Origin of the sequence: Streptomyces sp. NPDC058307 (assembly GCF_042880295.1) — a bacterium.
In the GTDB taxonomy this organism is placed as follows: domain Bacteria; phylum Actinomycetota; class Actinomycetes; order Streptomycetales; family Streptomycetaceae; genus Streptomyces.
Genome location: NZ_JBHVYZ010000001.1, coordinates 355,883 through 370,300, shown reverse-complemented (window position 1 = coordinate 370,300; position 14,418 = coordinate 355,883). Strand labels below are relative to the sequence as shown.

At 71.0% G+C, this 14,418-nt stretch carries 15 protein-coding genes and 1 pseudogene; 7 read left to right on the top strand and 9 right to left on the bottom strand.

The genetic code is table 11. The features are described from left to right. Positions 1-80 precede the first annotated feature (80 nt). A complete protein-coding gene (locus tag ACFVYN_RS01735) occupies positions 81-413 on the bottom strand; it encodes a DUF2568 domain-containing protein (RefSeq protein ID WP_389990915.1) in 333 nt (110 codons plus the stop codon). Positions 414-831: 418 nt separating this feature from the next. On the opposite strand from ACFVYN_RS01735, the gene ACFVYN_RS01730 reads away from it, so the two are divergent. Both ACFVYN_RS01730 and ACFVYN_RS01725 read left to right on the top strand, forming a co-directional pair. Continuing rightward, positions 832-1,050 (top strand): hypothetical protein, encoded by a 219-nt coding sequence (locus ACFVYN_RS01730; protein WP_389990913.1) that lies wholly within the window; start codon positions 832-834, stop codon positions 1,048-1,050. Positions 1,051-1,088: 38 nt separating this feature from the next. Continuing rightward, positions 1,089-1,994 (top strand): hypothetical protein, encoded by a 906-nt coding sequence (locus tag ACFVYN_RS01725; protein ID WP_389990911.1) that lies wholly within the window; start codon positions 1,089-1,091, stop codon positions 1,992-1,994. Between the two features lie 155 nt (positions 1,995-2,149). Here ACFVYN_RS01725 and ACFVYN_RS01720 read toward each other — a convergent pair whose 3' ends face one another. Then, positions 2,150-3,139, bottom strand: a complete 990-nt coding sequence (locus ACFVYN_RS01720; protein ID WP_389990909.1) for an SDR family oxidoreductase — start codon at positions 3,137-3,139, stop codon at positions 2,150-2,152. 237 nt (positions 3,140-3,376) lie between these two features. Between ACFVYN_RS01720 and ACFVYN_RS01715 the strand changes: the two are divergent. Then, a pseudogene (locus ACFVYN_RS01715) lies at positions 3,377-3,845 on the top strand (aminoglycoside phosphotransferase family protein); the annotation flags it as partial. Between the two features lie 239 nt (positions 3,846-4,084). On the opposite strand, the gene ACFVYN_RS01710 reads toward ACFVYN_RS01715, so the two are convergent. After that, a complete protein-coding gene (locus ACFVYN_RS01710; RefSeq protein WP_389990907.1) occupies positions 4,085-4,675 on the bottom strand; it encodes a TetR family transcriptional regulator in 591 nt (196 codons plus the stop codon). Positions 4,676-4,748: 73 nt separating this feature from the next. Between ACFVYN_RS01710 and ACFVYN_RS01705 the strand changes: the two genes are divergently transcribed. Continuing rightward, positions 4,749-5,549 carry an SDR family NAD(P)-dependent oxidoreductase gene (locus ACFVYN_RS01705; RefSeq protein ID WP_389990905.1) on the top strand — a complete coding sequence of 267 codons (801 nt, stop codon included), beginning with the start codon at positions 4,749-4,751 and terminating at the stop codon, positions 5,547-5,549. A gap of 94 nt (positions 5,550-5,643) precedes the next feature. Continuing rightward, positions 5,644-6,450: a maleylpyruvate isomerase N-terminal domain-containing protein gene (locus ACFVYN_RS01700; protein ID WP_389990903.1), complete on the top strand. Its 807-nt coding sequence runs from the start codon at positions 5,644-5,646 to the stop codon at positions 6,448-6,450. 80 nt (positions 6,451-6,530) lie between these two features. Here ACFVYN_RS01700 and ACFVYN_RS01695 read toward each other — a convergent pair whose 3' ends face one another. Both ACFVYN_RS01695 and ACFVYN_RS01690 read right to left on the bottom strand, forming a co-directional pair. Further along, the gene (locus ACFVYN_RS01695; RefSeq protein WP_389990901.1) at positions 6,531-7,514 is read right to left on the bottom strand and encodes a helix-turn-helix domain-containing protein; all 984 of its coding nucleotides are present in this window, start codon (positions 7,512-7,514) and stop codon (positions 6,531-6,533) included. Continuing rightward, positions 7,511-8,341 (bottom strand): peptidoglycan-binding protein, encoded by an 831-nt coding sequence (locus tag ACFVYN_RS01690; RefSeq protein ID WP_389990899.1) that lies wholly within the window; start codon positions 8,339-8,341, stop codon positions 7,511-7,513. Before ACFVYN_RS01690 ends, ACFVYN_RS01695 begins: the two co-directional genes overlap by 4 nt. Positions 8,342-8,629: 288 nt before the next feature. Between ACFVYN_RS01690 and ACFVYN_RS01685 the strand changes: the two genes are divergently transcribed. Together ACFVYN_RS01685 and ACFVYN_RS01680 are read left to right on the top strand one after the other, a co-directional pair. Further along, entirely contained in the window at positions 8,630-9,076 is a 447-nt protein-coding gene (locus tag ACFVYN_RS01685) for a peptidoglycan-binding protein (RefSeq protein ID WP_389990897.1), read from the top strand. A 202-nt stretch (positions 9,077-9,278) separates the two neighbouring features. After that, positions 9,279-10,925, top strand: coding sequence for a peptidoglycan-binding protein (locus tag ACFVYN_RS01680; RefSeq protein ID WP_389990895.1), 1,647 nt, complete (start codon positions 9,279-9,281; stop codon positions 10,923-10,925). Positions 10,926-11,056: 131 nt separating this feature from the next. On the opposite strand, the gene ACFVYN_RS01675 is transcribed toward ACFVYN_RS01680, so the two are convergent. From ACFVYN_RS01675 to ACFVYN_RS01660, 4 genes are all read right to left on the bottom strand, one after another. After that, positions 11,057-11,653 carry a DinB family protein gene (locus tag ACFVYN_RS01675; protein WP_389990893.1) on the bottom strand — a complete coding sequence of 199 codons (597 nt, stop codon included), beginning with the start codon at positions 11,651-11,653 and terminating at the stop codon, positions 11,057-11,059. Between the two features lie 30 nt (positions 11,654-11,683). Beyond that, a complete protein-coding gene (locus ACFVYN_RS01670; RefSeq protein WP_389990891.1) occupies positions 11,684-12,736 on the bottom strand; it encodes a DUF4232 domain-containing protein in 1,053 nt (350 codons plus the stop codon). Positions 12,737-12,810: 74 nt separating this feature from the next. Next, positions 12,811-13,200 (bottom strand): hypothetical protein, encoded by a 390-nt coding sequence (locus ACFVYN_RS01665; protein ID WP_389990889.1) that lies wholly within the window; start codon positions 13,198-13,200, stop codon positions 12,811-12,813. A 418-nt stretch (positions 13,201-13,618) separates the two neighbouring features. After that, the gene (locus ACFVYN_RS01660) at positions 13,619-14,272 is read right to left on the bottom strand and encodes a hypothetical protein (RefSeq protein WP_389990887.1); all 654 of its coding nucleotides are present in this window, start codon (positions 14,270-14,272) and stop codon (positions 13,619-13,621) included. Positions 14,273-14,418 lie beyond the last annotated feature (146 nt).

Below are 14,418 nucleotides of genomic sequence, written 5' to 3'. Positions count from 1 at the left end.
CGGGCACGCCGTAGACGCTGGAGAGGCGGATCAGCGGCAGAGCGCGTGGAACACCGCCGATGGAGATGGTCGGGACGGCATCAGTGCCTGAGCAGCCACAGGACCCGGTCCCATGACAGCAGGTGGTACGCGATCAGCACGCCGGCGAGCGCCACGGCGAGGCCGTGGGATCCCGCCGCGTACAAGGCCGCCGCACCACCGAAGAACACGGCCAGCTCCAGCAGGAACCGCAGCGGACCAGGTGTCGCGATCACCGTCCTCCCCGACCGTGACGCATCGTCCGGAGTTGCCAACGCGCCCCACAGCACGGCCACGAACACGGGAACGGCAACCACGCCGACGTACCGGAGGGGACCGGGCAGGGTGGCCCATGCCCAGACCCCGAAGCAGACCAGGGCCACCAGTTCCAACACGAATCTGATGCCGAGAGCCCATGGGCGAAAGCCAAACCCGGACGACATACGCGCGGTTCCTTCCGTCGCAGCTCTTCCGTGATCACAGACCACCGCACGGGAGGCCCAAGTATCAGACCGGACAACGGACTTGCTCGTCCAGGCGACAGGGCGGAGCGGCATGTCGGTGTATCGCGCCGATGTGCCCCGATCATCGCCGACCGCACTGGAACGCCGGGGCGGGGTGCGGCTCAGGACGTTGCCGGCCGCTGTTCCGACTGTGAGCGGAGGCCGCCGGGTCGCCCCGTGGGTGATGCCGCCTGGTGTGCCTCCCGGGCCTCGGCCGCCGGCGCGGAACTGGCCCTGGTCCGCGCCCGTCAGAAGATCGGCCGGGGCAGGCCGGGATGCGAGGCGGTGAGGCGCGCGGGAGGCTGGTGCCATGTCGGAACGCCGTGTGATCGCCTGCCCGCCTTCCGGGACGGGTGGCCGCAGGGTGGGCATCGAGGATCGGATGCTCGGCGCGGCCTGCCGCGTCCGTGACCTCGGCCTCACCATGTGCCGGCAGATCGCGGGCCTGGCCGGCCGGGACGAGCTGGACGTCGCCGCATCGGGACGCATCGAGTGGCATGCGGGCGAGCCGGAGGTGGGGAGACGCTGAACGCGCGCACAGGCAGCCGGAGCGGCAAAGGGCCCGACGTGGAAGCCGTCCTCGACGAGCTCTACACCACGCCGCCGTCCGGCTTCGTCACCCGGCGGGAGACGCTGGCCCTCGCCGCGAAGACGGCCGGCCGGGTCGACGACGCCCGCCGCATCCGCGCCGCCCGCCGCCCCACCCTCGCGGCCTGGGCGGCGAACCTCCTGCTGCGTTCCCAGCCTGAAGAGAGCCGGCAGTTCCTGGAACTGGGGCGCGCGCTGCGCGAGGCCTACCAGTCCCTGGACGCCGCCGGCCTCAAGGATCTCTCCGCGCAGCGTCGCCGTGTCGTCTCGGCGCTGTCCCGGCAGGCCGCCCAACTCGCGCGGGACGCCGGGCAACAGCTCTCGGAGCCGGTCCAGCAGGATCTCGAAGCGACCCTGCGCGCCGTACTCGCCGATCCGGACGCGGCGGACCAGTGGGCGGGCGGCCGCCTGGTCACCGCCCTCACCCCGCCCTCGGAGTTCCGCCCGGGAAGCACACCCGTGGCCCCTGGCAGCACACCCGTGGCCAAGAGACCGGGCACCCGAAGCCGGTCGGCGCCCCCGCCTCGGACAGGAGCGACCAAGGACGAACTCGCCGAGCGACGCCGCGCCCGTCAGGAGCAGTTGGCCCGGGCGCGGGAGGCCGCCAAGGCAGCCGAGCAGCGCCTGCGCGAAGAACGCGCACGGCAGGCGGACGCCGGTGCCGAGCTGCAGCGGGCGCGCGAGCGCACTGAGCAGGCCCGCCGGCAGATGTCCGCCGTCGAGGAGCAACTGCGGCAGGCGCGCGAGGAAGGCCGTCGAGCGGAGAACGAACAACACGAGGCCGAGGAACACAGCCGGTCCGCTGCCGACGCCCTCGCCCAGGCCGAGCGGGTGGCTCGCGAGAGCGCGCAGCAGGTACGCAGTATGTCCAGAGGCGGCACGTAGGCAGCGCGGGCCGGCACGGTGGAGTGGGACAGCGTTCAGAAATGTTCCGCTACGGTCCCGGCCTCCGGGGGCGAGCCGTACGCCTACTGCTCTGCAGGCGCCATGCCTCCGGAGACCTGCCGAACGGGTCACGGACCCGGTCCGACGGCCGTGCCTCAGGCGGCCGCCGCGCCGCGAGTCATCCTGCGGCCGGCGGTCACGGCCGCTCCGGCCAGTGCGGCGGCGACGGCGGTCCTGCGGATCGCGGTGCGTCGCCCTCCGTGCCAGCCGCCGTGGACCGCGCCCTCCCCGGCAGCCGGTACGTGCAGCGCTCCATGGGTGGCCGGGGCCGCCACGTCGTGATCGAGATGACCCTTGTCCGTCTGCCGTGCCATGGCCCGCTCCGCGAGCCCGGGCATGATCCGGGACTGGCGCACCATGGCGCGGCCCGCCGGACCCACCACGACCTCGCGGCGAGGGCGGCGGACGAGATCGACGACCGCCCGGGCGACGCGTTCCGGGGTGTAGACCGGCGGCATGGCGACAACCGGGTGGCCGGTGTAGTTCGCCGCCTGCTGGAAGTGGGGGGTGTCGATGGTCGCGGGCATCACCGTGCACACGTGTACGCCCTTCACGCCCTCGACCCTCAGCTGCTGCCGCAGGCTCGATCCGAGCGCTCGGACGGCGTGCTTGGACATGCTGTACGGGTGGCTGTAGGGCTGGGACACGGCACCCACGATGGACGAGATGTTGATCAGTGTGCCCCTCCCCTGCTCCCGCATCACCGGCAGCGCGGCCCGGGCTCCGTGCACGTAACCCATCACGTTGACGTCCAGGACCTTGCGGAAGTCCTCCAGCGGCACGTCCTCGAAGCGGCCGAAGGCGTTGACGGCCGCGTTGTTCACCCAGACGTCGATCCGGCCGAACTCCGCCACCGCCCGCCGCGCCAGGTTCTCGACCGCTCCGGCGTCCGTCGTGTCCGTCGGTACGACCAGCGTCCGTGCCCCGCGATGCTTCTCGCACTCCTTGGCCGCCGCCTCCAGTGCCTCCTCGCGGCGCGCGGCCAGCACCACGGCACAGCCCTTGCGGGCGAAGGCCTCGGCCGTGGCCCGTCCGATGCCGCTGGATGCTCCGGTCACCACCACGACGTGATCACGCAGTCCCATACCTACCTCCTCCTCAGGTCTGCCGAGCCGGGCGCCCCGTTGCCCGCCTCCGTGGCGGGACGGGTACCCGGCTGGCACCGAACCGACCTTCACCTCGGTCGGATCTCGGGACACGGTCAGCCGCACAACCGCACGCGACAAACCCGGCGACCCCGACGACCTCGGCGACCTCGGCGACCTCGGCGACCTCGGCGACCTCGGCGACCTCGGCGATCAGCCCCGGGATACTGGTCCCCCATGGATGAGGTCCAGTCGTCGTCGCCCATTCCGAGCGCGCGACCCTGCGTGTCGGCGACGTGTTCGTGAAGGCGGACGCCGACCAGGGCGTGCATCGACGTAGAGGTCGAGACGATGTCCCTCGCGCCGGTCCCGATCGCGGAGGTCTTGTGGCACAAGCCGCCCGTGCTCGCGATCGCCGCACTCCCGGGGACGACACTCGGGCGCCTCGGCGGCCGTCGACCGGGGCGCCGGCGGCGTGGGCCGCGACGAGCACCGCTATCCGGAAGCCACACGACGCGCCGCTGCCGCCCCGGCTCGGCCGGGCAGGCCGGAGCATCGTCGCGCAGTCGGCGGAACTCGACGTCGAGCGCGAGTGGCTCGTGCCGCACGGCGTGCTGCCCGCCGACCTGGTCACTCGCAACCGCCGGGTCGCCGAAGCGGCGTTCCGGCCGTGGCTCCTGCGTTCACGCACGGCGACCTGCAGATCACATCCCCCAGATCCAGCGGATCCAGGCCGCATTCAACCGGTCCCCGCGGTCGAAGGCCGTGCAGTACACCTCCGGCGGCGGCGCCAATCAGCAATGGAGCTGATACCAGCGTGATCCGTTCCGACCCGTCATCCACATCCTGACGGCTGCGGATCCGCGCACTTCTGTGCCGGTAAGACGCATGGCAACCACCCGAACAGCGACGGGGCGGTCCGAGGGCCGCCTCGCCCAGAACGCCTCAGGACGGTCGGCGGACGGCCTGCACGGCTGTGTCGTAGAGGTCGAACAGGTCGGCCCGGCCGCCGAGGCGCGCCCACTCCTCGTTCGCTGCCTGCAGACAGGTGATCGCCGCTGCCGCGATCGCGCGCGCTCGGAGGGTGCGGTGATCGGAGTCGGGCAGGCGCGGCTCGATCAGCGGGGTGAGCAGGTCCTGCCAGCGGGCCTGCTTCTCGGCGTGGCCGGCGCGCAGCGACTCGTTGTCGAACAGGAGGGTGACCAGCTCGAGCCGGTGTTCGGCGGTGGTCTCGATCTCCTCGACGACCTGGAACGCGGCGCGCAGCGAGACCCAGCAGTCCTCGTCGGCCGGGCGCTGCGCGAACCGCTCCGCGATCAGCTCGCCCTGTTCGGACAGGCCGCCGAGCGCGAGGTCTTCCTTGCTCGGGAAGTAGTTGAACAGGGTCCGCCGGGAGACGCCCGCCGCGGCGGCGACCTCCTCCAGCGTCGTGTTGTCGTACCCCTGCGCGGCGAACAGCTCGACGGCGGTCCGGGCGAGCAGGGAGCGGACCACGGAGCGGGTCTGCTCACGGATGGATGTCTGTTTCCGGGCCATGCATCGATGGTACAAGCATTCATTCGATAAAGGAATTTGCACTGAGTGCAAGACAATGCATAGGGTGTACGGCATGACAAGGATCGACTATCGCCACCAGACCGTCATCGTCACCGGAGCCAGCTCCGGCCTCGGCGCGGAGTTCGCACAGCAACTGGCCGCTCGGGGCGCGGATCTGGTGCTCGTCGCCCGACGCGCGGACCGGCTGCGGAGCCTGGCCGACGACCTCATCCGCACCCACGGCGTCACGGTGACCGTCGTCGCCCGCGACCTCGGCCAGCCCGACGCCGGCCGCACACTGCGCGCCGAACTCGAATCCCGTGGCATCCACGCCACCGGACTCGTCAACAACGCCGGCTTCGGCACCCACGACGCCTTCCGGGACGAGGATCCCGAGCGCCTGCAAAGCATGATCGCGCTGAACGTCGCCGCCCTCGTCGACCTCAGCCGCGCCTACATCGACCCGCTGACCTCCGCCGGCAACGGCTTCCTGATCAACGTCGCGAGCCTCCTGGGCTACCAGCCCACGCCGTACCTGAGCGTCTACGGCGCCACCAAGGCCTTCGTGCTCAGCTTCACGGAGTCGCTGTGGGAGGAGACCCGCGGCACCGGCCTGCGTGTCCTGGCCGTGTGCCCCGGTGCGGTGGCGACCGAGTTCTACGACGCTGCCGGCAGTCAGTCGGCGGACTACGGATCGAAACGGGTCACCGCGGACCACGTCGTGAAGACGGCCCTCGACACCCTCGACCGCCGCTCCGCACCGCCCTCGGTCATCACCAACGGCCGCCCCCTCGCCCTCGCCGGCAGGTTCCTGCCGAGGCGCACGGTCGTCCGCGCGATGGGCTGGACGGCACGCCGCGCCATGCACGCGTAGCTCCATGCATCGGCGGACCGCCACGGACGCGGGGACCGTGGCCGGACGACAGGAAGCTGCTCCGAGACGAGTTCCTCCGAGAGAGAAGAACGCCATGACCGATCGCCTCCCCGCAGCGGACCTGCGGAACCTCACCACCGCCCTGCGCGCCGAACGCACCGAGATGCTCGACTTCACCGGCACCCTCAGCGACGAGGAATGGGCTGCACCCAGCGCCGCGTCGGGATGGCGCATCGCCGACGTCGTCGCCCACATCGGCGCGACAGCACGGAACTGCTACACACCCCCCGGACCGGACTCGTTCCGCGCCACCAGCCTCGAACAACTCAACGAAGGCCCCGTGGAGCGGCGCCGCGGCTGGAACCGGGCGCAGGTCATGGCCGAGTACACCCGCGCCACCCGCCGGGCCACCACGCTCCTCGGCGTCGTCCGACGCACTCCCGCCAGTCGGCTGCGCATACCTCTCGTCGAACTCGGGCGCTACCCCGTGGGCCTGCTGATCGGCGGCGCCCTCGTGTTCGACCATCACACCCATCTGCGCCACGACATGGCCCCCGCGCTCGGCCGGCGGCCCACCCCGGCCACCGACGCCGACCGGATGCGAGCCGTCCTGACGTGGATGTTCGCCGTACTGAACAACCAGATCCGGCGGGTGCCGGTCGCCGGGCTCGAGGCCCGCGTCGCCCTGACGCTCACCGGCCCCGGTGGCGGAACATGGTGGCTCGACGAGGCAGGCGTGCTGTCCCCGTCCGACGGCCCGGTCGCCGCGCACATCACCGCACCGGCACTCACCTTCCCCGACTGGGGAACCCAGCGCTCGTCGTGGCGCGACCACGACGTGACCGTCTCCGGCGACACCGAACTCGCCGCCCGTCTCCTCGACGCCGTCAACGTCATCTGACGTCTGACGCCCCGACCGGCAGTCGCCGGACCGGCGGCCCGGTCGACGATGTCGATGCGCACCCCCCATCGCCCTCCCGGCTAAGGACTCGGCGTGTAGTAGGCCTTGAAGCATTCGTTCCCGCCGTCGGTCGCAGGGCTGAAGCAGGCCTGCACGGATGTTCCGGGGCCGACCACGCTCATGAGGGTGTGGACGTAGGTGTCCGCCTCCTTCGGGGTGGCGACCCGGGCATCGTGGCGGGAGCCGTGCCGGCCTCCTGTCCTGATCTCGACGCGGTCGCCCACGACGGCGCCCCACATCCGGGCCCAACTCGTGCCGCATTCCTCGCTGTAGCGAATCTGGATCCAGGCGCCGGTAGCGGTCTCGTACTCGGCGAGGGTCAGCGGTTCGGCACCGCATCTCGCCGCGATCGGGTCCTTGTCCTGACAGGCTGTGTGCCGGCACAGCGCCCCGGTGGCCGCGACGGGCACGGGGGACGGTGACGCCTCCCTGCGGTGCGACGGGGGAAGGTGGATGAACACGAGTGTTCCGAGGACCACGGCACAGATCGACGCGAGGGCGGTGACAATGTTCGTGTCCCGACGCCTGGTTGGACTCGAACGCGGGTAATCGGCGTCGCTCGGGGCCGTGTTGCTCGGGCCGGTGGCGGCCGGGAGCGTGCGAGCCGGGACCGTGTCGCACGGGACGGTGTCGGGTGCGGCGGTGTCTGGTGCGGCGGTGTCTGGTGGGGCAGTGGCGGAGGCCGCGGTCGACGGGTCCGTCCCGTCGGCCCTGCGTTGCCGAGCCGCTGTCCCCCGTGCCGACGCCCTCTCTTCCGTCGGGTCCGTGCGGGCGATGTCGAGAAGCGCCAACGCACGGTCGGCGGGCTCGTCGGCGAGACGGCACAACTCCTTGACCGCGTTGCGCGGTGGCAGGCTCTTGCCGTTGAGGTAGCGCTCCCAGGACGACTTGCTGTAAGTGGTCGCGTTCGCGAGCTGTGCGAGGCTCAGGCCGGTGCGCTGCCGCACCTGCCGGAGTACAGCGGCCAGTCGGGCCCCCGGTGGTGTGGGTGCGCGGGATGTCATTCGCGCAGCGCCTTCCAGGAGTGCGGGCCCAGCATCCCGTCGACGGCGAGGCCCGCGCGCTGCTGGAACGTCTTGACCGCCCGCAGCGTCAACGGCCCGAACATGCCGTCGATCCCGCCTGGTGTGATGCCTGCCCGGCGCAACAGGCACTGTGCCTCGGCGACGTCGGCGCCGGTGGCGCCGTAGACGATCTCGGTGTTACGGCCCTTGTTGATGCCGGCCGACCAGCGACCGTCGATCCGGGTGATGCGGCAGGTGTAGGAGGGCGGTGAGGAGGCGGCGGCGATGCGGGACGGTGCGATGACGGCCGCCGGGGTGTCATCGTCGCCAAGGCGCAGCATCAGCAGCAGCGCCGCCGACAGGGCTACGGCGAGGGCGGCGACACCTGCTGTCAGGGCGAGGTGCGGAAAGCGACCGGAAGCCGGTTCGGTGGTACGCGGTGGCGTGCCGGCGTCGGGTGCGGCCAACGGCTCGGGGTGCGGGTCGGCCGGATGGGTCGCCTCCTCCACTTCCCGCTCGCACTGCTGCTCCTGCTGCTGCGCAGCGGGCTCTGCACGGCGGCAGTCCCGGGCGTCGAGGGCGATCTCGTGCAGCGCGAGCAGGGGGACGGGGTCGGTGCCGGTGATCCGGGCCAGTGCCTCCACCGCCTCCCGCGGCGGCAGCGACGTACCGCCGAGATACCGCTCCCACGACTTGGCGCTGTAGCCGGTCTTGGTCGCGAGCTGCCGCAGTGTCAACTCGCTGTGATCCTTCAGCCGACGTAAGCGTGCCACCAACTGCCGGGCGCTGGAGTCGAGTTCCGCGGGCAGCGTCTTGGAGCGCGGCATGTGTCCCCCAAAGCGGTCGTCGGCGTGGTCAGCGCGTGAACATCGGTCCCCTCCACTGCTGCGCATTCTGCATGAGCACGCCACATCTGTCACAGGCGTCCCACATCACCGTCCCGCCCGATGCCGTAGCCGCAGGTCAGGGCGATGGTCGTCCCGGAAGACCGCCATCTGTGCCGCAGCCGTGGCGGCCCTGCCCCGCGCCCTGCACCTTTGGTCTCGCCACTTGCCCCGCCCGGCGGGACAAGTGCCGACTCCACGACCGAAACCCCATGACCGAAAGAGGAACGCATGCGACCGAACGCTCTGGGCAGGACCATCGCCGGCCTCATCACCGTTGTCGGCCTCGCCGCCGGCAGTGTGGCGACCGCGGGCACCAGCTTCGCGGCGACCGCGACCACCGCGCAGACGGCGGCGGTCGCCCGGCCCGCCGCCGTGGCCGCCACGCAGAACTTCGGTCTCACCACGTCCGAGGCCAAGAACGTCCAGAACTTCCTCGCGGGCAACTGGGGCTACACGGGCGCGATCGACGGTCAGCTGGGCACCAACAGCTGGAAGGCCTTCCAGCGCTGCCTCGCGACGTACTGGGGCTACACGGGCGACATCGACGGCGACCCGGGCCCCAACACCATCAAGGCGCTGCAGCGTCTGCTGAAGGACTCCTACGGCTACACGGGCGCCATCGACGGCATCGCCGGCTCGGGCACCCGGGCGGCGTTCAAGCGCTTCGCCGCCTGACCGGTACGACCCTCCTGACCGGTACGACTTGTTCCGGGCTGAGCGTCGAGTGACCGACCGCGGCCCGTCCTTGCCCGGCAAGGACGGGCCGCGGATGTGTGTTTCCGCTCCCCGTCAGCACCGATTCCCTCAGGCCGGGGAACAGCGGCCGACGGTCCCCCTCCCACAGCCGACCCCACAACCGAAGGAGAACCTCGCCGCCATGGGAAGACTCGCTTTCCTCGTTCGCACCGAAGACGGAGATCCGCCGCACCGGGACCCGCACCGCCCCGGGAAGCCGTGGCGGGTCCGCGTCGGGACCTTCGCCGCCACCGCGGCGATGGTCTCGGCCAGCCTCGTGCTCGGCGCCGGCCCCGCGTCTGCCGCGCCGGCCCCGATCAAGCTGACGTCAGCGTCCTGCCCCCAGGAGATCGTGCAGGGTCAGACGAGCGGCTGTGTCACGGAGTTGCAGAACCTGCTCAACGCGCACGGAGCCGGTCTGGCGGTGGACGGGCAGTTCGGGTCGGCCACGCTCTACGCGGTCCGTGAGTACCAGGCCGCCACGGCGATCGCTGTGGACGGGCGAGTGGGGCCCGCGACCAAGAGCAAGCTGTACGCGACCGGAGGTTCGGCGCCCGCCCCCGTCAACCTCAACTCCTCCTCGTGCCCCGCGAACATCGTGCAGGGCGCCAAGGGCGGATGCGTCACCGAACTCCAGCGGCTGCTCGTCCACCACGGCTACGGGGTCGACGTGGACGGCGACTTCGGTGCCGGGACCGCGAGTGCCGTCCGCAGCTTCCAGTCCGCCCACGGACTCACGGCCGACGGCCAGGTCGGCACGAACACCAAACGCGCGCTGTACGACACCGACGAGTCACCGGCGACGGGCCTGGACCTGAGGTCGGCGTCCTGCCCGGCGAACATCGTGGAGGGGCAGAGCGGCGGCTGCGTCGCCACCCTGCAGTCCCTGCTGAACGGCAAGGGGCAAAGCCTCGGCGTCGACGGCAGTTTCGGCCCGCAGACCCTGGCTGCCGTGAAGGCGTTCCAGTCCGCGAGCGGCCTGACCGCCGACGGCCAGGTCGGTCCGAACACCAAGGCCGCCCTGTACTCCAACATCGGCGGTGGCGGCGGCAACGGCGCACCCGCGCCGATCAACCTGACCTCCGCCTCCTGCCCGAACGAGATCGTTCAGGGCCAGCGCAGCGGCTGCGTCACCGAGTTGCAGAGCCTGCTCAACCACCACGGCGCCGATCTCGCCGTCGACGGCGACTTCGGTCCGCTCACCGGCAGCGCCGTCAGGGACTTCCAGTCCGAGAAGGGCCTCTCGGTCGACGGCCAGGTGGGACCGAACACCAAGGCCGCGCTGTACGGCGCCGTCACCCCGCCGTCGTCGCCCCCGCCCGGCGGCGGTTACGCCAAGATCCTCGACGTGGCGGCGGCCGAGGTCGGCACGGTCGAGGGCAGTGCCCGCGCGAACAGCTACGGCTCGTCCGTCGGTCTTTCGCTGTCCACCGGCAACTACGCCTGGTGCGCGACCTTCGTGAGCTGGGTGGCCCAGCAGACCGGGGCCAGCTCCTACCGCAACTCCTACGTCTCGGGCTGGGTCAAGCAGGCGCGGGCCGGGAACTACCACCTGTCGGTGACGACCAGTCCGCAGCCGGGTGACATCGTGGCCTTCGACTGGGACGGCGGAAGCGACTTCACCGGCGGCAACGAGCACATCGGCATCGTGCGGACGGTGTCCGGAGGGTCGTCCTTCACCACCGTCGAGGGCAACACGAGCAACCCCGACGGCGGCAGCGACGGCGTCTACGTCAAGTCCCGTGCCACGAACAGCAGTTACGACGTGGTCTTCATCAGGGTCCGCTGAACGCAACGGCCGGGGTCCACGGCAGGCCGGGCTGCCCCGCGGCGGCCTTCCCAGGACTCCGGCACCTTCGGCTTCGTCCAACAGCGCACCCGGGACCCGCCCGGAGAAGAACGGGCTCGGCAACGGGGGGATCAGCCGTCGACTTCCCGCGCCACGCGCTCCAGTCGGCTCCGGTGGTCCTCCCACCACGCCTGATCCCCTGGTGCCATGTCGTCCTTGCCTTGCAGACATCCGACGGACCCGTCGATGAGCTCTCGCACGATGTCGGCGTGGCCCGCGTGCCGCTGGGTATCGGAGATCACGCGCACCAGGATGTGGTTCAGCGTCACCTCTCGGCGCTCCTCCGGCCACCACGGGACATATCCGATCGCGTCAAGCGGCAGCGTAGCGATGGTGCTGTCGGAGTGCTCCCACGCCTGGCGGTACAGCCCGACGACGTGTTCCCGTGATTCGTCAGCGGTGGCCCACATGTCCGAGTTGGGCTCTGGCTCCTCGGTGTACCACCAGGATGGAGGGTCCGCATCGAAGAACGGCCGCCCAAACGTGTCGCCGAAGTACCCCAGCTCAATGCTGGCGACATGCTTGACCAGCCCCAACAGGTTCGTGCCCGTGGGGGTCAGCGGACGGCGGACGGCGTACTCCGAGAGGCCGTCGAGCTTCCACACCAGGGCGTCACGCCCTTCTTGCAGGTACCGCAGAAGGTCCGCTTTCGGGTTCGCTTCGATCATGCCGGGCAGTTTTCCACCCGGCACTGACAATCACGGCGAGAAGCGCGGTGACGGACGCATGGGGGCGGCGGGGGCCGAGGCGGGCTCCCGGTAGGTCTCGTCCTTCCGCCACGGACCGACGCCGAGCTTTCCGGTCGTCCCGAGGTCGAGTTCCGGCACCACCATCACGGGATCGGCTGCGGGCGTGGCCCATACGCGGACGTAGGGCGCGTTCACCGGTTCGCCGGCCTGGGTGGTGTTGCGCCAGGCCAGCCCGGCCACCGCAGCCTCACCCGGGCGCAAGGCGACCGGTTGCGGGCTGCCGTCCCCGCCGATGCCGGTACTGATCTGATCGGTCCCCTGGAGAATCCGTACACCGTCCACGGTGTGGTGGTCCTCGTCCTGGATGGTGAGCTTCGGGTAGCCGTTGAGCTGGATGGGCCCGGTGCCGCAGTTCACCAGGTGCAGGCCGACGACGCGCAGCCCCAGGGCCGCGTCCCCCTGGTCGGCGTAGAGGCGCGTGCCCGACTTCGGACACGCACCCGAGGCGGACGACGCCTCGGCCACCGGGACGCTGCGCACCTTGATCACTTCTACGCCCGTCACCTTGGGGACGTTCCCGATCTGCTCCCCCATGACGACAGAGCCTTTGACGGTCCGCCCCGCCCCGACCGCCTCGACAGTCCGTTCCGCGTTCTCGGCCGGGCCTCCGGAGGCTGAGAGGAACCCGAAGGTCAGCGTGTACGTGGCGGCTTCCGTCTGCTGGTTGGTGAGTTCGAAGTCCGCGCTGTAGGCGACTCCCGCGCAGCCGCTCTGCGGGCCCCAGCCGTACAACGCGGTGATCTTGACGCCGTTCTCACCCGTGTCCGTGACGGAGGGCAGGGACAGCGCGGTCGGCGTGCCGGAGGGCGGGCGAGCGGACGGTCCGGACGGTTCCAAGGACGGAGGGCTGCCGTACCGGGGGTACCCCGACGTGCACAACGCCCCGGCGCGGACCGGGCTCCCGTCGGCATCCCCGCCCGACGAGGCTCTCTCGGAACCGCAGGCGGCAAGCAGCAGGGCGGCGGCGAGGACGGCGGGGACGGGGCGGGAGACGGTCGGCATCCGCCCACCCCATCAGGGGACCACCCGGTGGGCTGTGGCGGAGCCCACACCTCCGGTCACAGCGGCGTCACAGATCACTCTGGTTCGTGCCCGGGTCCTGCCCAGCCAGGGTGATCTCCCGTCGGCCCAGCAGATCCGGTGCAGATACGGCGCACGGTGTGCAGTGTCTTCGCGTACGTCCCCGAGCCGTCGAGCAGGGACGCGCCGCCGAGGTCGGACGTGGTGGTCCCGTTGACCGTCTTGAGCGGCGCGAGGTCCGGCAGCATCCACCGGAAGTCGTCCACGAAGGGCCACTTGTTCTCGGCGAACCTCCGCTGCGGGCCGGGCAGTACGACGGTTCGGGCGCCGTACGTGAGCAGCGCGACGCGCTTGCCGCGGGAGGCGACCTCGGTGCGGACCGAGATGCCGACGAGCGAGGAGTCTTCGTCGAGGTGTGTCAGCGTGCCCTGCCGTGTCGCCTTCAAGCAGCATCCCCGGCCCGGCGACCACCGCGGTCCTCGATGCTCATGCTGGGACGCGCAGAACCGCAGGCAACAAGTTGACCTGCCTGCGCCTGCAGGCGCGCTTCACGCTGGGCGTGCCGCAGCTCACAGCGGTTGCGGGATGTGGGCGGGGAACAACCGGAGCTGGTTGGCCGTTCATCTGTATGTGGCTGGCGGAGGGGACAGTGTCCCCGGGCCTCACCTATAGCCCATGGGGACGATCGTTCGGCTGAAGCCCCATGGAGCCTTTCGCCGAGAGGCGACCGCCCTCCGCACGCCACCACACGCGGCCCCGGCTGGTCTCCCCCGTCCAGCCGGGGCTTTCGTGCGCCGTCAGTCTGCGCGGCTCCGTAGGAGAACGGTCGGGCACGTGCCTGGGCGAGCCTCTCCGCCGCCGCTTTCAGCTGAGGTGCAGCGTGCTCAAGGCCGTGGTCCAGTCGGTGGCGATCGCCTGCTGTGCTGCGGCGAGGGTGACTGTGCCCTTGCAGACCGCGGTGTGCAGCTTCGTCTCCACCGGATCCTTCTCGTTGTTGACCCCGGAGCCCTTCCTGTGGCCGGGGTCGGCCGGCTCCACCCACAGGTTGCGGTAGTCGTTGGGGTCCCCGCCCAACTGCAGGCTGATCAGGTGGTCGTACTCGGCATCGCCCATGCGTCCGGTGAAGCCATAGGAGGCGGCGTTGAGCTTCTTCTCCTTGCCCGTCACATACGTGGAGGGGCGTATCCCGGAGGTGTAGCCGCCCTTGCGGCAGATCGTCGAGGCCAGGTTCGTCTGGGTGACCGCCGGGGATATCGCGCCCGGCGTGCACGCCGGATCCTCCAGCGGCTCCCCCTTGAGGTACCGGTAGTGGCAGGAGCGAGCGGCCGGCTGCTTCTGCACCGTGTAGTGCTTCTGCGGTCCGGCCCCCACCGCGATCCCCCGCCCCGAGCCGGCCGACGCTCCCGGCGGACTCTGCGTCCCGGACGGCGTCGACGTATCGAGCGAGACGGATGAACAGCCCGCCAGCAGCAGGCAGGTGAGCAGGAGGGGCGGTACGGTACGGCGGGCAGAACGCATGACGGTACCTCACAGGCAGACGGTGGCACGGTGGCTGAGTGCCACGGTCGCTGAGCAGATGCTGCCCTATCCCGATGCCCTGCCCCCGCGCGGGGTCCGGCTTCGTCGACCGGCACGTCGCCGCGTCGGCAGGCGAGGTGCACGTC

Excerpts from the sequence above, each read along its gene's own strand:
- ACFVYN_RS01730 (WP_389990913.1), top strand. The coding sequence starts at position 832 with ATGTCGGAACGCCGTGTGATCGCCTGCCCGCCTTCCGGGACGGGTGGC.
- ACFVYN_RS01720 (WP_389990909.1), bottom strand. The coding sequence starts at position 3,139 with ATGGGACTGCGTGATCACGTCGTGGTGGTGACCGGAGCATCCAGCGGC.
- ACFVYN_RS01710 (WP_389990907.1), bottom strand. The coding sequence starts at position 4,675 with ATGGCCCGGAAACAGACATCCATCCGTGAGCAGACCCGCTCCGTGGTC.
- ACFVYN_RS01705 (WP_389990905.1), top strand. The coding sequence starts at position 4,749 with ATGACAAGGATCGACTATCGCCACCAGACCGTCATCGTCACCGGAGCC.
- ACFVYN_RS01700 (WP_389990903.1), top strand. The coding sequence starts at position 5,644 with ATGACCGATCGCCTCCCCGCAGCGGACCTGCGGAACCTCACCACCGCC.
- ACFVYN_RS01695 (WP_389990901.1), bottom strand. The coding sequence starts at position 7,514 with ATGACATCCCGCGCACCCACACCACCGGGGGCCCGACTGGCCGCTGTA.
- ACFVYN_RS01690 (WP_389990899.1), bottom strand. The coding sequence starts at position 8,341 with ATGCCGCGCTCCAAGACGCTGCCCGCGGAACTCGACTCCAGCGCCCGG.
- ACFVYN_RS01685 (WP_389990897.1), top strand. The coding sequence starts at position 8,630 with ATGCGACCGAACGCTCTGGGCAGGACCATCGCCGGCCTCATCACCGTT.
- ACFVYN_RS01680 (WP_389990895.1), top strand. The coding sequence starts at position 9,279 with ATGGGAAGACTCGCTTTCCTCGTTCGCACCGAAGACGGAGATCCGCCG.
- ACFVYN_RS01675 (WP_389990893.1), bottom strand. The coding sequence starts at position 11,653 with ATGATCGAAGCGAACCCGAAAGCGGACCTTCTGCGGTACCTGCAAGAA.
- ACFVYN_RS01670 (WP_389990891.1), bottom strand. The coding sequence starts at position 12,736 with ATGCCGACCGTCTCCCGCCCCGTCCCCGCCGTCCTCGCCGCCGCCCTG.
- ACFVYN_RS01660 (WP_389990887.1), bottom strand. The coding sequence starts at position 14,272 with ATGCGTTCTGCCCGCCGTACCGTACCGCCCCTCCTGCTCACCTGCCTG.